The 19,275-nt window shown below is 32.6% G+C and carries 11 protein-coding genes; 4 read left to right on the plus strand and 7 right to left on the minus strand.

Annotation, left to right across the window (positions count from 1 at the left end):
* Positions 1-245: 245 nt before the first annotated feature.
* The 4 genes from ACKTTV_RS21030 to ACKTTV_RS21045 form a co-directional block, all read right to left on the minus strand.
* Positions 246-6,614 carry an alpha-2-macroglobulin family protein gene (locus ACKTTV_RS21030; protein ID WP_408032853.1) on the minus strand — a complete coding sequence of 2,123 codons (6,369 nt, stop codon included), beginning with the start codon at positions 6,612-6,614 and terminating at the stop codon, positions 246-248.
* A 187-nt stretch (positions 6,615-6,801) separates the two neighbouring features.
* Positions 6,802-8,859 (minus strand): OmpA family protein, encoded by a 2,058-nt coding sequence (locus ACKTTV_RS21035; protein ID WP_408032854.1) that lies wholly within the window; start codon positions 8,857-8,859, stop codon positions 6,802-6,804.
* A gap of 13 nt (positions 8,860-8,872) precedes the next feature.
* Entirely contained in the window at positions 8,873-9,829 is a 957-nt protein-coding gene (locus ACKTTV_RS21040; RefSeq protein WP_408032855.1) for a PorP/SprF family type IX secretion system membrane protein, read from the minus strand.
* 1 nt (position 9,830) lies between these two features.
* Entirely contained in the window at positions 9,831-13,370 is a 3,540-nt protein-coding gene (locus tag ACKTTV_RS21045; RefSeq protein ID WP_408032856.1) for a gliding motility-associated C-terminal domain-containing protein, read from the minus strand.
* Between the two features lie 224 nt (positions 13,371-13,594).
* On the opposite strand from ACKTTV_RS21045, the gene ACKTTV_RS21050 reads away from it, so the two are divergent.
* The gene (locus tag ACKTTV_RS21050; protein WP_408032857.1) at positions 13,595-14,947 is read left to right on the plus strand and encodes a UDP-N-acetylmuramate--L-alanine ligase; all 1,353 of its coding nucleotides are present in this window, start codon (positions 13,595-13,597) and stop codon (positions 14,945-14,947) included.
* Here ACKTTV_RS21050 and ACKTTV_RS21055 read toward each other — a convergent pair.
* Positions 14,931-16,025 carry a nucleotidyltransferase domain-containing protein gene (locus ACKTTV_RS21055; RefSeq protein WP_408032858.1) on the minus strand — a complete coding sequence of 365 codons (1,095 nt, stop codon included), beginning with the start codon at positions 16,023-16,025 and terminating at the stop codon, positions 14,931-14,933. The genes ACKTTV_RS21050 and ACKTTV_RS21055 overlap by 17 nt on opposite strands.
* On the minus strand, positions 16,015-17,124 hold the full coding sequence (locus tag ACKTTV_RS21060) for a hypothetical protein (protein WP_408032859.1): 1,110 nt from the start codon (positions 17,122-17,124) through the stop codon (positions 16,015-16,017). The genes ACKTTV_RS21055 and ACKTTV_RS21060 overlap by 11 nt, the downstream gene beginning before the upstream one ends.
* Before the next feature lie 99 nt (positions 17,125-17,223).
* On the opposite strand from ACKTTV_RS21060, the gene ACKTTV_RS21065 reads away from it, so the two are divergent.
* The 3 genes from ACKTTV_RS21065 (at position 17,224) to ACKTTV_RS21075 (ending at position 18,488) form a co-directional block, all read left to right on the plus strand.
* Entirely contained in the window at positions 17,224-17,388 is a 165-nt protein-coding gene (locus ACKTTV_RS21065; protein WP_408032860.1) for a DUF5522 domain-containing protein, read from the plus strand.
* Positions 17,389-17,446: 58 nt separating this feature from the next.
* Entirely contained in the window at positions 17,447-18,154 is a 708-nt protein-coding gene (locus tag ACKTTV_RS21070) for a DUF4197 domain-containing protein (RefSeq protein WP_408032861.1), read from the plus strand.
* A gap of 136 nt (positions 18,155-18,290) precedes the next feature.
* A complete protein-coding gene (locus ACKTTV_RS21075) occupies positions 18,291-18,488 on the plus strand; it encodes a Lacal_2735 family protein (protein WP_408032862.1) in 198 nt (65 codons plus the stop codon).
* Here the strand turns inward: ACKTTV_RS21075 and ACKTTV_RS21080 are convergent.
* On the minus strand, positions 18,471-19,265 hold the full coding sequence (locus ACKTTV_RS21080; protein WP_408032863.1) for an ABC transporter substrate-binding protein: 795 nt from the start codon (positions 19,263-19,265) through the stop codon (positions 18,471-18,473). The genes ACKTTV_RS21075 and ACKTTV_RS21080 overlap by 18 nt on opposite strands.
* Positions 19,266-19,275: the final 10 nt, after the last annotated feature.

Genomic DNA, 19,275 nt, shown 5'->3' on the forward strand with positions numbered 1-19,275 from the left:
TGAAAATATGTTTCAAAATTGATGTCAAAAATACATGAATTTTTCTCATTTGGAATTAAACGAAAGCGAAATAAATAAATTGTTTTAGGTTGTGAAATATTTATTGAAAGTCAAAAGACTAGCTTGGATTTATTCGAAAAAACAGAGGGAGAAGTGTTCAATACTTCTCCCTCTGTTTTTATTTTCATATTGTTCGGTCATAAACACCATAAAAATGAATGCAGCTGAACGTTTTGAGTGCCTTCTTACTTCTCTATTGTAATACGAATACCATTTGAATGACTAGTAAATTCTGGTGCGTACATGCTCTGAATACTTGTAATTCCATTGCTGAAATCACCTGCATTATTGGCTCTTACATCATATTCGAAAACATACACTCCTTTAGGTAAGCGGCTAAAAAAGAAATTTGTTGCGGCATCTTTAGTACTTTGGTAATAACCTAAACCGTCTTGCCATTTATATTCTGAAAGTACATTAATAGGTTCAACACCACTTGCTCTCATATCTTTCATATGAACAAAATCCATATCTCTATCTGAACGTAGTTCAATTCTTATCGTTAATAAATCACCTACTTTCAAAGTTGATTGATCATCGATTTCTATCAGTTTTTTACCAGTATCCGAATTAACCTTTTTGAAGACTCTTTTCTTCAGTTGTAAAGGTGTTTTTGCCGAAGTAATTTTATCCAAATCCTCGAAGTATTGCCAGTACAATCCACCCCAAGCAACAGTTTCACCTTTCGATTTCATGGTAACAGTTCCCATGTCTTTTTGAATGGATTCTCCGTTCCAAGAAGTTTTATAATAGCCTGTTCCTGCTTCTAATTTAATTTCAGGATTTTGTTCTGAATTTATTAATTGTTTTCCAACAGTTACGTCTACCAATTCTGTAGAAGACAGCCAATCACTTCCTTGTAATAATAATGCGTACACAGCTTCTGTGGTTGCTTTTGTAGTTTTCCATTGACTTACTTGCTTGTTTTTAAGTAACCAAATTTTTAGATTATCAATTGTTTTTGTGTCATTTTCTATTTCGGAAAAAGCTTCAATTAGCAATGCTTGAGTTTCAATTGGTGCTTGATACCAATACCAACCTGCTTGATTCGCTTTCCAATACATACCCATTTCCTCAGAAGTAATACTATTTTCTCTTAGAGATTTCAAAATATTAGTTGCTGTTTCTTTCTGATTATCTCGATGATTAATAAGCGCCATTAATCCTTGGCTATACAAATCAGCATCTTTCCAAAATCTAGAAGTTTGTTCCGTGTAAAATGTAATGGCTTTTTTAGTTTCCGAATTAATAGTAATGTCATCATAAAAACTACGCATATATACATACTGAACAATAAAATTATTCAGGTGATTTTTCTTTAAATATTCGTTGTATTTCTTTTCACCATCTCTTTCTTTGATTTTGTTCGCCTCTTTCAAAACATCTTTGTAGATGTCTACAATTTCTTTATCAAGGAATCGAATCGATTTATTGATAAGATTATTCGCAACATTATCGAAATTCGAAACTCCAAGCTTTTTCAAATGTCCAAACCCACTAGCTATATGAAGTGTAATGTAGTTATTAGGATAATATCCTCCTTTGAACCATGGAAATCCTCCATTATTCAGTTGCATGCTTTGAAGCTTACGAATGGCAGATTGCTGTTCATTACTCAATTTGTTTAAATCGAACAACAAAGCAATTCGTTTCTTCTGCTCTGTTTCCGACTGTGCATCTCGCAACCAAGGTGTTTCCTGAATAATCAGAGATTTTAATTCTTGGTTCTTTTCTAGGTTGCTTAACAAAGCATCAGACGATTTCCACTGATTAAATACTTCTTGAATTCTTGGATTTGAATTCGCAATATGACTTGCTAAAGTATTGGCATAAAACCTTGCGAATATTTGCTCGCTACACTCGTGTGGATATTCCATTAAATAAGGAAGTGATTGCACTGCATACCATGCTGGATTTGAGGTAACTTCCAATGTTAATTGATGATTCTTTAAGCTTGTTGAAGTATTGTTTTTTAGTTTATCCAGTTGAAAGGTCTTACTTTCATTAGAACGAACCCACATAGGTAAGGTTTCAGTAACTAAAATCCTATTAGATAATACAGGTAATGCATTTTGTTCACCATCGCTAAAACCACCTGCTTTAGCTAATATTTTATACTGAACAGCATCAATGGTTTCAGGAATAAATAGACTCCAAGAAACTTCTGTGTTTCCTTTTTTATCTACTGAAAAAGATTGTTCTGGTGTTGAGTTTTGTAAAAGATTTATCTCTTTTCCGGAAATAGGATTCGTCAATACAAGTTTAGCGGTTCCTGTAAGATTTTTATCAGATAAATTTGAAACTTTAGCACTGATGGTAATTTTATCTCCATGACGCAAAAATCTTGGTGCATTAGGGGTTACCATTAGCTCCTTTTGTGTAACCGTTTCTAAAGTTTTAGTTGTAGAATATAGTTCTTTACTGTGAGCTAATAATTGTAATTTCCATTTCGTTAAAGCTTCAGGAACAGTAAAATTAAACGATACGTTTCCTTCAGCATCGGTTGTTAACTGTGGATAAAAGAAAGCAGTTTCTTGTAGGTTTTTACGTATTTGAACACTACTGAAATCAGTTTTTTTCGGTACTCCACTGTCATTGTTTGAAGGAGCGGGAACATTTCCTGGATCGTCAAACTCTTCTTGCACATCTTCAGTTTCAGCTAACATCATAGTACTTTCAGCCATGCGGGCCATTTTTCTTCTTGGCGCATTTACTCCTGTTGCATAACCCGCAATAACAACTTCGTCCAAGGCGTTATCATTACTTTCCATTAATACAGCAATGTAACCTGAATCACCCATTTTCTTTTCAACGGTTTTCATTCCAATAAAACTAAAGACCAAAATATCGCCATTGTTGACGTTCAGAGTGAATTTTCCGTCGAAATTTGTTGTAGTTCCATAAGATGTCCCTTTTATTTGAACATTCACACCTGGTAATGGTCCAGATTCGTCTTCTACAACACCAGATATCTTATTGTCAAATTTGGTCTTTTGAAATCTTAAGTTTCTTACATATTCTCTTTGAGACCATTGTTGGTTGTTTAGGTTTAATCCGAACCAGTTATACTTTGTATAATTTGGGGCATAGTTTAATGGACGAGCTCTATCTAAGTTTTTAACATTGAAATTAGTGTTTCCAAAACTTACACCAGCATTGGCATTATTGTACGAACGATACTCAGGTTTTTGTATTGGAGAAAAATTCCATTTATGAGGTTTAAAAGCATCCAAAGAAGCATCATACATACCCGCTAACAATTCCGCAGCTACTTTTTCTTTTTTAGGGCCTTTTACCGTAAAACTCCAAGTTTGCTTTTCTCCAGGTTGTAATTTATCCCTAAAGGTATTCGTAGTAATTTCTAGATCGGTTTTTGGGTAAGGAACATTAATCTCTAACTGTCCTTTTTGAAAACTGTTATATTGCACGAAGTACCATTCAATTCCAAATCCACCTAAATCCTCTTCAGTCACAGAGACCGAGAATTTCTTCTGACTCTTATCCAGGTGAACATAGTGTTTGGCATAAACAGTATGATCTTTCTCAATCAATAAAACCAAGCTAATATTTTCAGAATTACTACTTACTGTAATGGTAGCCGTATCACCGATGTTATATTTCTTCTTATCCGTAGATACTGAGATTAATTGTTGGTCAAATGGTAATTGATCTTTTATAGATGATAGTGTAAAGAATTGTTTTGCTTCAACAGTTTGACCAAATTTATCTTTAGTTTTTAAAATGGCAACATATTTTCCAGAATCCCATTTTCTTAATCCTTTAATTGTCTGTTCATTTTTATTAGCCGTATTAAACTCCGAAGAGAAAACTTTCCTGCCTTTTTTCCAGTATAAATAATTGTCTTCATTGGTGTAAGCATCATGAGGATACTTAGTTCTAAATTCTTTTTCCGAAATAGTTTGATAATCTGGAGCATTCCAAGGACGGCTTCTCAATACATGTTCCGGAGCTTTTAACTTAAATATTTCGATAGAACCAGCGCTTTCGATGTTTTCGCCATTTAAGTTTTTAGTCGAAAAAGTAACGTTGGTTTCATTACTAAGCTTATCAATATTATTTGGTATTTCAATATCCGCAAGCAAGGCATGGTAACCAACTTTAACTTCGGTTGTAGCGCTTCTTGTTTCACCATTAATATCAGTAACATCAGCGGTAACTTCATATGTAAAAACAGGTAGTGTTTTTTTATCAGCACTATCATCTGGAATAGCATTAAAGGTAATTGAAAAGTTTCCAGATTCATCTGTAGTGGTTTCTCCTTGAACAATTTCTTTCGGGTGAGAGGTAAAATAAGGTTTGTACCAATACCACCATCTAGGATAAACAACTTTTCGATGTACGCGATATACCACCTTGGCATCGGTAATGGAAGTGCCTGCGAAAGCCTTTGCGAACCCAATTACTTTTACTTGGTCGTTCACTTTTATGGTTTCCGTAATAGGTTTGAACTGCGTTTCAAACTTTGGACGTTTGTATTCTTCTACCAAAATGTAAGTATTATTTCTTTGGTCTTCTATAGAAGCTTCAATTACAAATTGTCCCGTTAGTCCTTGGCTTGGTAAAATAAAACTAGAAGAGAAGGAACCGAATTCGTTGGTTTTTAATTCAATTTCTTTAACGGTTTGATAGTTTACATCCTTTAAAGAAATTGTAACCATTTTTTCAGTCTTAACTGTTGATTTATTTTCTCCATTAGTTTCTATAGATATTCCTTTGAAATAAACCGTTTGACCTGGTCTGTAAATACTTCTATCCGTAAATAAAAAGGTTTGAGTATATGAACGATTTGAGTTATTAGCATTTCTATGCTTTGGATTGATGTAAAATCCTGTAAAAACCGCTTTGTCATCTTTATACTCGATTGTTGCAGTAACATTTGCGTAGTATTGTCTATTTGGAGTAAAAGTGAATTCTCCGTTTTTATCTGTTACAAAATTTCTGTTAATAGGTCTGTTATGACGACTTCTTGTATCGTTTGAAAGGTTTACCTTGACATTAACCAATGGAGCACCTGTATTTCTATCGACAACTTGATAATTATTTTCTTGTTGGTGATTTAAAACAAAAGCAATATTCGTAACCTGAATGTTGGTAAATGCAAAGGTTGAATTTTCTTTAAACTCTCTTTTTGGAGAAGCCAAAACTACATAGTTACCTCCACTTAGCTTTGGTAGTCCAATTTCGGTAGTATGTTTTTGATAGTCGCCAACTGATTTAAGGTTTGAATTCCATCCTTCAATCTTCGGAAGTTTTTTAAGGAAGTCATATTGTTTTTCAGTATTGTAAATTTGATGAAGTTGCTCAATTTGATCAAGACTAATCCTGTGTATAGAAAAATATAGTTCAGAAATATTTTTATAGCTAACAAGAACACGAGAATATTTAGAAATAGGAACATGCTTTTCTGCAATAATGTTAAGCTCAGGCTTAGTAATGTTATTCTTTAGTGCCTCACATTTCTTAGCTCCTAAACTTTCTGGAAACTTCTTTATAATCTCATTACAAATGGTTAGAGCCTCTTTATTTTTAAATTGATGAGTTTCATTTTTTTCAGGCTGATATGCGCTAGCTAATTCACTATAAATTTTAGCAATTTCATAAGCATACAGACCAGAAGCTTCGTTATCATTATATCGTTTTTTTGAAGCTTCGAGAACTTCTAAAAGTAATTTTTGTTTATCGCTATATGTTCCGTGTTTATTTACAAAAACCAATCGTTCTATGTCATAGTGTACTAAAGCTGTTACATTATTTTTAGAGCTATGAAATTGAAGTAATTTTTGATAGGTTTTTAATGCATTGAACTGAAGCGATAGCTTATCTTCTGTGGAAAGGTTAAGCTTTGAGAAATCTTTACTATTTGTTAAATAACTTTTATCATCAATCTTAAATTCATAAGTCGGTTTGGTAATAGCCGTTTCTGAAGTTTTATAAAACTCTAAAGAATTGTAAGCAAGAAAATCGAACAAGGTGGGTTGTAACGATTTTGTGTCTTTGGTCATCTGTAAGATGTCTGAGAATTCAGAAATCTTTATTTTTTGAAGATCAGAAGAACGTTCTAATGAAGCTTCGAATTTATTATGAATTTCATGAAACAGGGTGGTTAAATCCCAAGTTCTAAAATCGTTGGTGTCAACTTTTACATTGGTTTGGGTTCTATTATAAAACTTCCATCTATTTTGATTGAAGTATTGCCAATATAAATTGGCTAATACGTTTTCAAGCACATTCTTAGTTGGGAATTTACTTGAAGCAATATGTTCTTTAAACTGATTAATGATTTTGAGTTGCGCATCCTCTTCAAGAGTTAAAGAGAACTTACTTTTATAAAACAATGCTTTAATCAATTGCGGAGTATTGTTCTGTTTTTTTGCCTTCGAATATATTTCATCAACTATTTTTAATGCTGATTTAGGAAGGTTGTCAACTTCAAATTTATAAACTTGATCCCATGAGTTTTTGTAACCATCTTGAGCATTAATGGTGGTTGAGAATAAACAAATCATTATTAAAATGGGTGTTAGTCTTTTCATCTGTTTCATTTCTTTACATTTTTTCTATGCTTACCAGGTTTGCTGGCTGTCCATACATAACAAAGTAAACGAATATTTCTCATAGTCATTATCTAAATGAGTAAAATTAGCACTTTGTTTAGTGAGTGTCTTTGTTTGTTTAGTTTGTATAAACAATAAGCGAGCCAAAAGGCTCGCTTATTGTGGATTAGTATATTTTTTTGACAACAAATTCACATCGTCTATTTATTTCATGTTGTTCTTCGGAACAAGCACTTTCAGTTTTACATTTAATCAAAGGTTTATCTTCTCCATATCCCATTGCTTTAATTCTATCTGGTTCAATCCCTTCATCAATTAAGTAATAACGAACCGAGTTGGCTCTTTTTTGCGAGAGTTCTTTATTGTATCTACTATTACCGCGCATATCGGAATGTGTACCAATTTCCACAATCATGTCAGGGTATTTCTTCATTAAGTCAATAACTACTTTAGAAGCCTTTTTAGCATCACGTCGCATATACCATAGTTTATAATCAAAATTGATTTCTTCAGTTTTAATTACCAATTCGCCATTTTCTTTGACAATATCTTTCTCTTTAGCAATGGCTTGTTTTATTTTCTTTTTACGATCAACCTCAAGTTGTTCTGCCTTTTTAACTCTTAGTTCATGCTCCTTTTGTTGTTGTAAGACTAGGGCTGCTTTTCTTTCTTCTTCGAGTTTAATTAACGATTTTAAAGCTAAGGAAGCATCATTTACTTTTTTTCGTTCATCTCCTAAAGTAAGAATTGCCTTTTCTTCTGAATAACCTTCTTTTGTGGCTATAACAACATAGTTTGAATTACAATCAGCATCAAATTTGAAATATCCATCATTGTCTGTGGTTTCTTTTGCAATAATATTTCCATCTTTTTTCAAAGTAATTGATGCATTTGAAATAGTCAGTTGCGTATCGGCATCTGTAATTGTTCCAGTTATGAACTGAGCACAATTTTCAATAACTAATGGTTTTTGCTCAACTATTTTATAGATATCATCATTTCCTTTTCCTGTTGGACGGTTTGATGAAAAGTAGCCTTCTTTTGTTGTGGTATTAATATTGAAAGAAAAATCGTCATAACCAGAATTAACAGGTAGTCCAATGTTATCGGCTTTAGATACTGAATCGCCATTAATTTGAGCAATGAAAACATCCAACCCTCCAAAACCATTACGACCATTTGATGAAAAGTAAAGGTTGTTGTTAGCGTCTATAAATGGGAATTGTTCTTTTTTATCAGTATTAATTTCTGGACCTAAATTTTCTGGTAACCCTAAAGTTCCATCAGGTAATATGGCTACAGAATAAATATCAAAAGATCCAAATCCCTTTGGCATATCGGATGCAAAATATAAGGTTTTTTCATCAGGACTTAACGCTGGGTGTTCAGTTGAGTAGTTATCGTTATTAATAGAGAGGGAAGTAATGTTTTTCCATTTTCCATTAATCAATTCTGCCTTGAAAATTTGAACATGTGTTACTTTATTTTTATCCTTTTTTCTTTTTCCGTTGGAATAATTATTTCTGGTGAAATAAGCTGTTTTACCATCACGAGTAAAAATGATGTTTGATTCGTGTACTTTGGTATTTATTTCCGAAGAAAAAGGGCTTAAGTCGGATAAATTTTTAACAGAGGCTTTGTATAAATCTAAATATTGATCACCCGTCCATCCATACGTTTTATGAACTCCATCTTCTGGTTTCTTTGGAGCCGCAAAAATGATTGTATCACCTTTTCGAATTGCTCCAAATTCTGATTCTTCAGTATTAATGGATAAATTTTCAATGGTAAATCGATCACCAATAGCTTTTACATTTTCAAGATATTTGATGGATTTTTCAAGTGCTGCTAACTTAGTAGAATCATGTTTTTTATAATAAGAGCTTAATACCTTATTTGCTCTTTCATGATCATTTTTTGCCTTTAACGTTTCAGCGTACCTAAAGTATGTTGTTCCATCGATTAATCGTTTGTAATTTTTTACTAGGTACTTATAGTAAACCGAAGCCTTGCTATACTTAGCAATATAAAAATAGGAATCGGCAATATTTTTTAACGCTTCAAAAGAATATCCGTTATCTAAAGACTTTTTATAAAAAGGAATGGCTTCGCTATAATAGGCTCTTTCAAAATATTTGTTGGCTCTTACAAGGTTTCTATCAACTTGGGCATTTAAACAAGTAAAGTAGAAAAATGTTAGTATAAATATAATTTTGTTCTTCATAATACATTCTTTTTTAGAAAAATCTTGGTGATTTGTCAAATCCTTTCTTCAATCCAAAAGTGTCAAAGTCAAACAGTATAAATACCTCATGACTTCCAGAATTGAAGTTGCTTAAATTTGAAGTAGTAAAGTCAAAAGCATAACCAACCGATAGGCTAGAAGTAGCACGGAAATTTAGCATGGCACTGTAAGAATCATTAATTCTGTATGAAACACCACCTTCGAACCTGTTGTTAAATAACACATTTAAAGAAGTGTCTAAAACCATAGGAGAACCTTTGACAGCTTTTAGTAAAAATGAAGGTTTTAATTTTACAACATCACTTAATTTATAAACATAACCTGCATTTACAAATAAGTGAATTTCTTCACCACCAATGTTGCGTAGTCCATTTCTCTCTTCAATATGTTTCGCATTGATTAAATTCGGAGCAGCAATACCTACATAATAATCATCGGTAAAATAAAAAGCACCAATACCAAAGCTAGGAAGGGTAGAGTTTTGATTTACAAACGCAATATCATTAGATAAAAATCCAGTTGTAATATCATCATCAGGAAACCTGAAATTATCAAAATTTGTGGCTAAACTGGTAAAACCAGCTTTTAAACCGAGAGATAACTTATGGTAATCGTCTAGCTGTAATATATAAGCGAAATCTGCATAAAAATTGGTTTCTTTTAAAGTACCATCACCTATGTTGTCGCTTATTAATGAAAAACCAACTTCAAACTTTTCAGATAATGGAGTATGCGCAAAAAGTGTATATGTTTTTGGAGCTCCTACAGCGTTTGTCCACTGTGTTCTATGCATAAAACCAAGATTTATAACTCCTAAGTCGTTAGTAGCATAAGCTGGGTTAAAAACACTTTGGTTTATGGTGTATTGGGTATATTGTGGGTCTTGTTGGGCTACCAAAACACAAATCGAGTTTATGAATATGGTAGCTAAGAGTAATAACTTCTTCATATTATTTACTTAAATAAATTCTTCCTTGTTTTGCTGGCTTATCATCTTTATTGTACTGAAGTATGTAGAAATACACACCACTGGTAACTTCATTTCCTGAAGAGGAATTTTTACCATCCCAATTTGGAGAATTTTGATTTCCTTGGAATAATACTTGTCCATATCTATTGTAAATTTCTAACGTATAGTCTGGATAGAAATAATCGATATGAGGAATAAAGAAGTTATCGTTTACACCATCACCATTGGGCGAAAAACCATCAGGTACAAAGAAATCATAATCTTCTGGTGAACAATTATTGAGTGAAAAGGTTAGTGGAAGTCTTTCACTTTCGCATCCTGAAGTTTCGTCGAAACTAGCGACATAATAAGTGATGTTTTCTTCAATAACTGCTGAATTGTCTATTTCGTTTCCTCCTTGTTGCGCGTCGTACCACATCAGTTCAAAGGTTCCTGTGTCTGAAAGTGATTCTTCAAACATAAATAAAGTAGTATTGTCTAGAGCACATAAAAGAGTAGATCCGTTTAACTGTGGAATAGGAGGAGCAATAATTGTTGGAATAAATTCCAGTCGATTTAATCCTTCACATCCATTAATACTTTCAACGGCGAAATAAGAAGTACCGCTAACTAATTGGGTAGAATCATTTAACTGATTTCCTCCCGTTGCGCTATCGTACCAAATTACAGTTCCCGAATTAGCAGTTGCGTCGAAATCAGTAAGAGTTGGAGTGTCAATAGAACAAAAGGTTGGTGTTGTATTATTGCTAGTAATATCTTGCGGATTAACAAATGCTACGGTAACCTCTGAACGCTCAGAGCTCTCACAGTTATTATTTGGGTTTGTAGAGCTTACATAATATGTGGTTCCATCCGCCAAAACAGTATCATTATTTAACGGCGTATCTGAAGTCTCTGTTTGATACCATGTTAAGTTAGTTCCCTGAGTAACTTGAATATCATTTAGAGTTGGTAAATCAGGATTGAAATCTGGTAAGCAGAAAGATTGATTAGGATCTAAAACTGGTTTCTCTGGAATTCCTCCAATAGAGAAAGTTTCTCTTACCTCAAATTCAGTTTCTTCTCGACATGGTGTGGTATCATTTTGAGTACTCTGAAGAACCACTTCGTAAATATCATCTTCTAGGTTTTCTAAATTTAAGTTGAAACTTGAATTACCTCCTGTAAAGTTGATTGTATTTCCTATTAAAACCTGATTGGTTGTTAAGTTTGTAACACTGTAAGTAATTGTATATTCTCCATTGGCTAAAACAGGAGCATTAATAGTTACTTCAATATCCGAAGCATCACAGGAATTATCAATAGCAAGTCCTAAAACAATATCATCGGGTTTTCTTCTAACAACAAAATCTTGATTAATACATCCTGTGCCATCTTCAGGAGTGGCCGTAAAGGCTATATTATAGTTATTGTTATTTACAGAGAAGCTAGACATGTCGAGAGTTAATATAGCCTCTCCATTTGTAAAGCTAACACTTTGATCGTTTACTGTTGATACCTGATTTGTGGTTAAATCCGTTATGGTATAATTAAGTAAATAAGTATCGTTTGAAAGCGCTCCAGTAGTATCAATTAAGCCAGATATTGTTGCATCAACGGAGTCGTTTTCGTAACAAATATCAGGGATATTGATCTCAGTATTGAAAATAACAAAGCTATCCTCGGCAACAGTAAAATCATTACACTCAATAATCGTCATATTGGTTATTTCCTTTGTTCGAATTCGATAAACACCACTTGGTAAGCTTGTAGTTGAAAGGGAAAATTGATGATTTTGAATAGTATTGGAGTTGTCTGAGATGCTAATGTTGGTTTCTGTTTGTGTAATAACAGGGGTGTCAGAAGAATCCAGAATTTCGTATTCAATATCGTAAGTCATCTGTAGAGGATGAACTCGTTGATGTTCGATATTAATGACTAAGGAATTTTCTGCACATTGGTTTTCAACTATGAAAGTACCTGTAATTTGTGGATTTCTTCTAATGGTAAAGTTTTCATTGATACAGCCTAAGCTATTATCTGTAGCATCGTTAAAAACTATTGAATATTGGGTGTTTCCGATATGGAAATTCGTGAAATCAAGACTTAAAGTTCCCTCTCCATTTGTAAAACTTACATTTTGATTCGTAATAACAGATTCTTCACTAGTAGCTATGTCAGTGATGGTATAATTTACCAGTTGATCACCATTTACTAAATTTCCATTAGTATCAACCATATTTGTGATGGTTGCATCAATTATGTTGCTTTCATAACAGATATCAGGAATATTTATTTGCGCATCAAAGATGACAAAAGTGTTTTCTGAAATGGTAAAAGAGCCACAAGTAGCACCAAGGATATTGGTGATTTCTTTGGTTCTTATAGTATAGGTGCCAGAGGTTAGTGTAGTATTAGGAAGTGTTACTTCATGAGGAATGGTTGTGTCGGTAAAATCTGCAATTTGAATACCAACTATAGTATCTGAAAATGCAACTTGGTTATTTGAGTCTAAAATCTCGTATTCCAGATCATAACTCATAAAAACTCCATTGGGACGTTGATGTTGAATTTCAAAAACAAGCGAGTCTTCAAGACATTGGTTTGCTACGGAGAATGCTGCGGTTATTTCTGGTATTTGAACCAGAACAGAGGTTGTTTCTTCCGAGCAAATACCATGAGTTGGAAAAACGGTGTACTCAAAACGATATTCTCCCGGGCCAAAGGTTGTAAAAATCTCTTCAATGTTTATTTCTGAATCATCAACAGTAGTGATTTGTCCTGTTTGATTAATATCTGTCCAAATTCCATTAGAATCTCCACCAGCAAGATGATCAAATAAATTTACATTGTTAAAGGACGATAAGTCCTCAGATGAGCAAATGGTAATGTTTTGTCCAAATCCAGGTTCTGGGGTTCTATGAACTTCTAGTGTAACCCTCGCCGATCTTGCAGGGCATGTATCAACGGCATCAACCGTATAAATAAACGTGTACGTTCCAGGGCCCGCGGCGGTTGCGTTAAAAGTGCTTTCATTAAGAAAAGCCGAAGGAGTTCCAACGTCCGCACTCCAAGTACCGTTAAAATCCGCAGTTAAACTGGTTAGATTATTGTCAAGAAAATTAAATAGGTCAACCGTTGAGTTGCTACTACAAGCATTTGCTCCACCTCCGATATTGTCTTCACCAGGATACCCTCCTAATGATACAGTAACATTTGCCGTTTCGGGGCAATTTGGATGTGAATAAGTAAAAACATAAACACCAAATTGATTAATAGCCCAAAGGTTAAGAATACCTGTATCGCTGGAAAGTGCGTTTTTGACAACTGGATTTTGAGCTGTCCAGGTACCTCCCGTTTGAGGTGAACCATTTAAATGATTAAAAAGATTGAAATTCTGGTTGTTAGGGTCGGTTTCTTTATCACACACAGTGATTGAACCATCCGTACCGGTACATTGCGCTTGAACAATGGTTGGGGAAAAACCCAAAATTAATAAAATGAATAATACAAGAGTATTATTCTTAATTGAGTATACCATAGTTTTTGAATAACTTAAAAAATGAGTAATCCTAAATTAATAATCCCGCAAAGAACTTAAAAATTAAGATAGAATTAATAACGAATATACAATTTTTTAACATTTGTAAAAATCTGGTTATGAGATGTGTATATTCATGAAGTAGCAGTCGCGCATAAAAATACTAATAAAATCGAGAACTCAAAAGTCATTTTCTTCAGTATCTTTACCAAAAATTAGGCGAAATGAATGTACATTTTATAGCTATTGGAGGAAGTGCTATGCACAATTTGGCAATAGCTTTACATAAAAAAGGATATAAAGTAACTGGGAGTGATGATACCATTCATGACCCTTCAAAATCGCGATTAGAAAAGTACAACCTCTTGCCTGAGGAGTTTGGGTGGTTTGAAGAAAAAATTACATCAGATTTAGATGTTGTAATTTTAGGAATGCATGCGAAAGAAGATAATCCAGAACTTTTAAAAGCAAAAGATTTAGGACTAAAAATTTATTCTTATCCAGAGTTTTTGTATGAACAGTCTAAACTAAAAACTAGAGTTGTTATTGGTGGATCTCATGGAAAAACTACAATTACTTCAATGATTTTACATGTATTGAATTATCATGATATAGAGGTAGATTATATGGTTGGGGCGCAATTAGAAGGCTTTGAAACCATGGTACATTTAACTGAACATAACGATTTTATTGTTTTGGAGGGAGATGAATATTTGAGTTCACCTATTGACAGAAGACCAAAATTTCATTTGTATAAGCCAAATATAGCACTGATTAGTGGTATTGCTTGGGATCATATTAATGTATTTCCAACATATGAGAATTATGTAGAGCAATTTTCAATTTTTACAGACTCCCTTATTAATGGAGGTATGATGGTTTATAATGAAGAAGATGAAGAGGTTAAAAAAGTAGTAGAGACTTCAGAAAATTCAATTAAAAAATACCCGTACCAAACACCAGAATATTCCATAGAAGATGGGGTAACTTATATTGATACCTCCGATGGACCATTGCCTTTAGAGATATTTGGTAAACATAATTTACAAAATTTGGCTGGGGCTAAATGGATTTGTCAGCATATGGGAGTTGATGAAGATGATTTTTACGAAGCAATTGAAAGCTTTAAAGGTGCAAACAAGAGATTAGAGAAGATAGCTGAAAGTAGCAAAACTGTTATTTTTAAAGATTTTGCACATAGCCCAAGTAAAGTAGAAGCGACTACTGCCGCTGTTAAAAACCAATATAAGAACAGATCTTTATTGGCTTGTCTTGAACTGCATACATATAGTAGTTTAAATGCTGAATTTTTAAAAGAATATGAAGGAACTTTGGATAAAGCAGATGAAGCTGTTGTTTTTTACTCGCCAAAAGCGGTGAAAATAAAAAGACTAGAAGAAGTGACAAAAGAGCAAATAGCGAACGCCTTTAACAGAGAAAATTTAACTGTTTTTACAGAGCCAGAAGAGTTTAAAGAATTTTTATTTAAACAATCATTAGATAGTAGAGCACTTTTATTGATGAGTTCTGGAAATTATGGCGGTTTAAACTTTGATGAACTTAAGGCTTTAGTTTAGATTCTTTTATTTGTCTCCTAAACTCTCTGTCAGTAAGTCTTTTAATTAACCAAAATCGATAATCTTTATTTAAAATCGATTTAATGATTATATTTAATCTTGATTTAAAATAAATGCTTTTAGAGATTCTTGATCTATATCTATCCCTGAATTTCCTGTCAAGAACAAGTTTGTTGAATTTTTTTAAGTCTTTGGCAGTTTGTTTGTTATTCTGGTAGGTAATTGAAGAAACATTACCTAAACAAGTATGGCTAATAGCTAGAAATGTATTTAACGGTTGCTTTAATTTATTAAAATTTTTAATACTTTCTCTTGAGCAGACCTTTTGTGATAATAGAAATACATCATAAGCGTTTCTAAAGGATATATCTTTGTATTGATAGCCATTGTCATTAATTTGTTTTGCAATTATTGAAAGGCATAATTGATCATTATATCCAAGAACTTTTACGTCGTTTATAAGTTGTGAGTTCCTAGAAACGTTGTTAAAATTGAATTCTTTAGCATACTTCTCAATAGTAATTTCTTTATGAATTTCAACTGCGGCAATTTTCTCATTATGATGAATTCTAGGATAATGTTTAAAAGATGCAAATTGATATTTTAAGTCTTGAACAAATTTATAATTTTTCTCTTCAAACAACTTAACAACATTTTCATAGTCATTTGGGTTAATTATAAAATCAATATCCCCGACCATTCTTTCAGCTATGTCTTCGTAAAGTCCTTCTAGTAAGTTTCCTGTTCCTTTTAAAAATATAGGAGTAATATTATTTGATAAAAGAAGTTTATTAATTTCTTTAGCCTGCGCTATTATTTGTTTATTTCTCTCTCTGTTGAGGTCTGTGATGTGTTTCATGTAAGAAACTAAATCCTCTGGTAAAAAAATTAAGAAACCACATCTCTTAAGATTGCAATATAAGGCAGGAAAAACATAATGGGCGGTACTTAGTTTTACAACATTGTCCCAATCTACATTTCCAGAGGTTAGTTCCTTTTTAATTAACGCCTTGTTTCTTTCATTATGACTAATGGTAAGGCATTTACCAACAAGAAACAGAGTCTCTTTATAATTCATCAGTGAATAATTTTTTAGAGGTCTCAATCATTTTTTCATTATTCGAATAAGTTAAGCTATAACAATTTAATTTTTTGAACCAATCAAGGAAATTTTTGGCGTTTTCTGGAAGTGGCGAAAGCCAAGAGTCAGGAACTAATTGTTCAAAAGCTTCCAATTTAGATATTTTGTCAAGTTTAAGATCGCTTTCTGGTTCGTATTTAATGAAAACCAATTTTTTACATTTAGCTCTTCCGTTGAAGTTGTCATTTTTTGGAGGCAAATAACGAACAACTTTGTTTAGTCTTTTAAAATGATATTCGGCTTGGTGTTCTAATTCAGGATAAATAGGAAGAAGAATTGGTAAACTATTTTTCTTTATTGATATTGCAGAAGAGAAACTATGTACTTCTTTGGTTTCGGATAGTATTGGAACGAAATCATCGGCCAAGCAAGAAAAACCATTAGCTTGGAGTAAAGCAAGAGAGGTACTTTTACCGTTTCCAGAATCTCCTAAAAATAAGATGCATGAATTTTCATTTGCAACTGCAGAAGCATGAAAAATCCCCATCCATTCGCTTTCATCATGATTGTGCGTATGTTCTATAATTTTCATTGAGAATTTTCCCTGAAAATAATGACTTTCTTTAGTTACCCATGAACCGATATGTTCGTTATTAATTAGGAAATTAATGATATTCTCATGAGAAAAGACCGTGTATTTATAATCGATTGATTTTACTGAAGTAACTTCTAAATGAGCAAACTTGGGATGGATTAATGACAGTTCATATTCTGATAAAAATTCAACAAAAAAAATCAGATCATTAATTTTATAATATTTTTCGAAGCTGAATTTATTAGGCGTCTGCTGAAGTTCTTTTTCAGAAAAAAGCTTTTCTTCTTTTTTTAATAATTGACTGACATCCTTTATAAACATTGAAGCTTCATTGCGAGGAATGTCAATGTTCTTCTGTATCAATTGGATAATAGAATCTATATCAGTTTGTTTTTCTAATTCTATCAAAACTTTAGAAACAATATTTTCAACGATTATATATTGGTTCTGCTCTCCTAACCATACAACGGTTTTGTCTTCAATTTGTGTCGTTAAAATCATAGTGAACAAAAGTAATGAAACGTTTAAAAAGAATTTCTTACTAGTAAAAATATAATCGATAACTTAATATTTTAATTATATTGATAGTATTTTTGTTGCATGTATAATAAACGGATAGAGTTAGAAGAAGGTGATTATTATTTAAATGAACAAGGTTATAAGGTTTTTACTGAGAAGTTTCATTTAAGAAGAGGGTATTGTTGTAAGAGCGGATGTAAGCATTGCCCATATGGCTATGATAGAAGAACAGATAGTTTTAAATAAAAGTGACCATATGGAAAAAATGTTTCTAACTTTAATAAATAATATAATAAAGAATAATATGAAAAAAATTATAGTTCTGTTGGTAGCGATTCAATTTCTGGGATGTAGTGAGTTACAGAAAGTAGTGAATCAAATACCTACTCAAGGGTCTTTAACACAAGAGCAAATAGGTCAAGGTTTACGCCAGGCTCTTGATAATGGAATACAACATCAAGTAAGTAAATTAACCGCTGTTGATGGTTTTTACGGGAATGAGCTGGTTAAAATTCTATTACCTGAAGAACTAAGAGTTGTAGATAAAGGCTTAAGGAAAATTGGCCTTGGAAAACTTGCCGATGAAGGATTAAAAGCGATTAACAGAACAGCTGAAGATGCGGTAAAAACAGCAACACCTATTTTTGTAAGCGCTGTTAAGGATATATCTTTTGCGGATGCGAAAAATATTCTTTTAGGAGAGCAAAATGCTGCCACAGTTTATTTAGAAGGAAAAACAAATCAAAAACTTTATGGAGAGTTTCAACCTGTAATAAAAAGATCTTTTTCAAAAGTTGGAGCTGATAAGATTTGGAGCGATTTGATCTCGAAGTATAATAGTATTCCGTTTGTAAAGAAGGTTAATCCTGATTTAACCGATTATGTAACAAAACAGGCCCTAGATGGGGTATATACAATGATTGCCGTAGAAGAAAAAGGGATACGTGAAAAAGTAGGGTTAAGAAATACAACACTTTTGAAAAGAGTATTTGCTTTGCAAGATAAAATTTAATAGAAATACCACTTAAAGTTAAAACCTCATGAAAAAATGAGGTTTTTTTGTGATTTTTGAAAAAAAAACAAGAGTTTCTAATTGCTTGTAAAACAAAATATTGCGTATCTTTATAAGGTCGTTTAAATCAAAATTAATGTTACGAGTAGATCAAATACACAGATATAGAAAGCATCTTGAGGAAAGATATGGTAAACTGGTTGAAAGAGCGAATGATTACAAATATATTGATGAATGCAAAAGTGATAGATCGGCATTCAAAGCAATGAAGATATTGGAAAAGTTAAATAGAATTAAGTATCTAGATAAGGAACTTTCAAATCCTTTGATGTAATTGTTTAAAATAATCAAAAGCTTTTAGAAGTCTACTACCATACCAAGAAAACATTTCACCGTCAACAAAAACTGTTTTTGCATGATGAGTGAATCTTCCTATCTCGAAGGCATGTTCTTCCTTAAAAGGATATGGCTCGGAAGATAATAGCACAAGTTCAGGGTCACCTTCAAGTCGAATTTTTTTCAATTCGATTTCTGGGTATCGAGGCTTGTTGCCATAAATGTTTTTAAAGTTGTTGAGCTCTAAAATGTGATTTATAAAGTTATTGTTACCAGCCACCATCCATGGGTTGCGCCATATAAAGTAAGCAACTTTTTTTTGGGGTTGATTGGATATGAATTCTTTGAAACTGTTTGTTTTAAACTGTAGTTTTTCAATAATTCTTTTACTTTCTGTTCTACACGAGAATAATTCGCCGTATTGAATTATCAAATCTTTTACATCTTTCAGAGTATATATATCTGAAACATGTGTTGGGGCTATACGTTCACAGGCTTCAACAATTTCCTTTGTGTTTTCTTCTTTATTACAAAGAATAATGTCAGGTTTTAACTCCTTGATTTTTTCTATCTTGATGTTTTTTGTACCACCAACAGTTTCTTTAACACTTTTAATATGAACTGGATGTACGCAAAATTTAGTTACCCCTACTATATAGTTTTCTAAACCGAGATCAACTAGCAATTCAGTTTGGCTCGGAACCAATGAAACTATTCTTTTTAATGGTTTTAAGATTGAAACTTCCCGACCAATTTGATCTGTAATTGTTTTCAACGTAACTTAA

Origin of the sequence: Tenacibaculum xiamenense (assembly GCF_964513065.1) — a bacterium.
Classification (GTDB): domain Bacteria; phylum Bacteroidota; class Bacteroidia; order Flavobacteriales; family Flavobacteriaceae; genus Polaribacter; species Polaribacter xiamenense.

Coding starts and splice junctions, on each gene's coding strand:
- ACKTTV_RS21030 (WP_408032853.1), bottom strand. CDS start 6,614: ATGAAAAGACTAACACCCATTTTAATAATGATTTGTTTATTCTCAACC.
- ACKTTV_RS21035 (WP_408032854.1), bottom strand. CDS start 8,859: ATGAAGAACAAAATTATATTTATACTAACATTTTTCTACTTTACTTGT.
- ACKTTV_RS21040 (WP_408032855.1), bottom strand. CDS start 9,829: ATGAAGAAGTTATTACTCTTAGCTACCATATTCATAAACTCGATTTGT.
- ACKTTV_RS21045 (WP_408032856.1), bottom strand. CDS start 13,370: ATGGTATACTCAATTAAGAATAATACTCTTGTATTATTCATTTTATTA.
- ACKTTV_RS21050 (WP_408032857.1), top strand. CDS start 13,595: ATGAATGTACATTTTATAGCTATTGGAGGAAGTGCTATGCACAATTTG.
- ACKTTV_RS21055 (WP_408032858.1), bottom strand. CDS start 16,025: ATGAATTATAAAGAGACTCTGTTTCTTGTTGGTAAATGCCTTACCATT.
- ACKTTV_RS21060 (WP_408032859.1), bottom strand. CDS start 17,124: ATGATTTTAACGACACAAATTGAAGACAAAACCGTTGTATGGTTAGGA.
- ACKTTV_RS21065 (WP_408032860.1), top strand. CDS start 17,224: ATGTATAATAAACGGATAGAGTTAGAAGAAGGTGATTATTATTTAAAT.
- ACKTTV_RS21070 (WP_408032861.1), top strand. CDS start 17,447: ATGAAAAAAATTATAGTTCTGTTGGTAGCGATTCAATTTCTGGGATGT.
- ACKTTV_RS21075 (WP_408032862.1), top strand. CDS start 18,291: ATGTTACGAGTAGATCAAATACACAGATATAGAAAGCATCTTGAGGAA.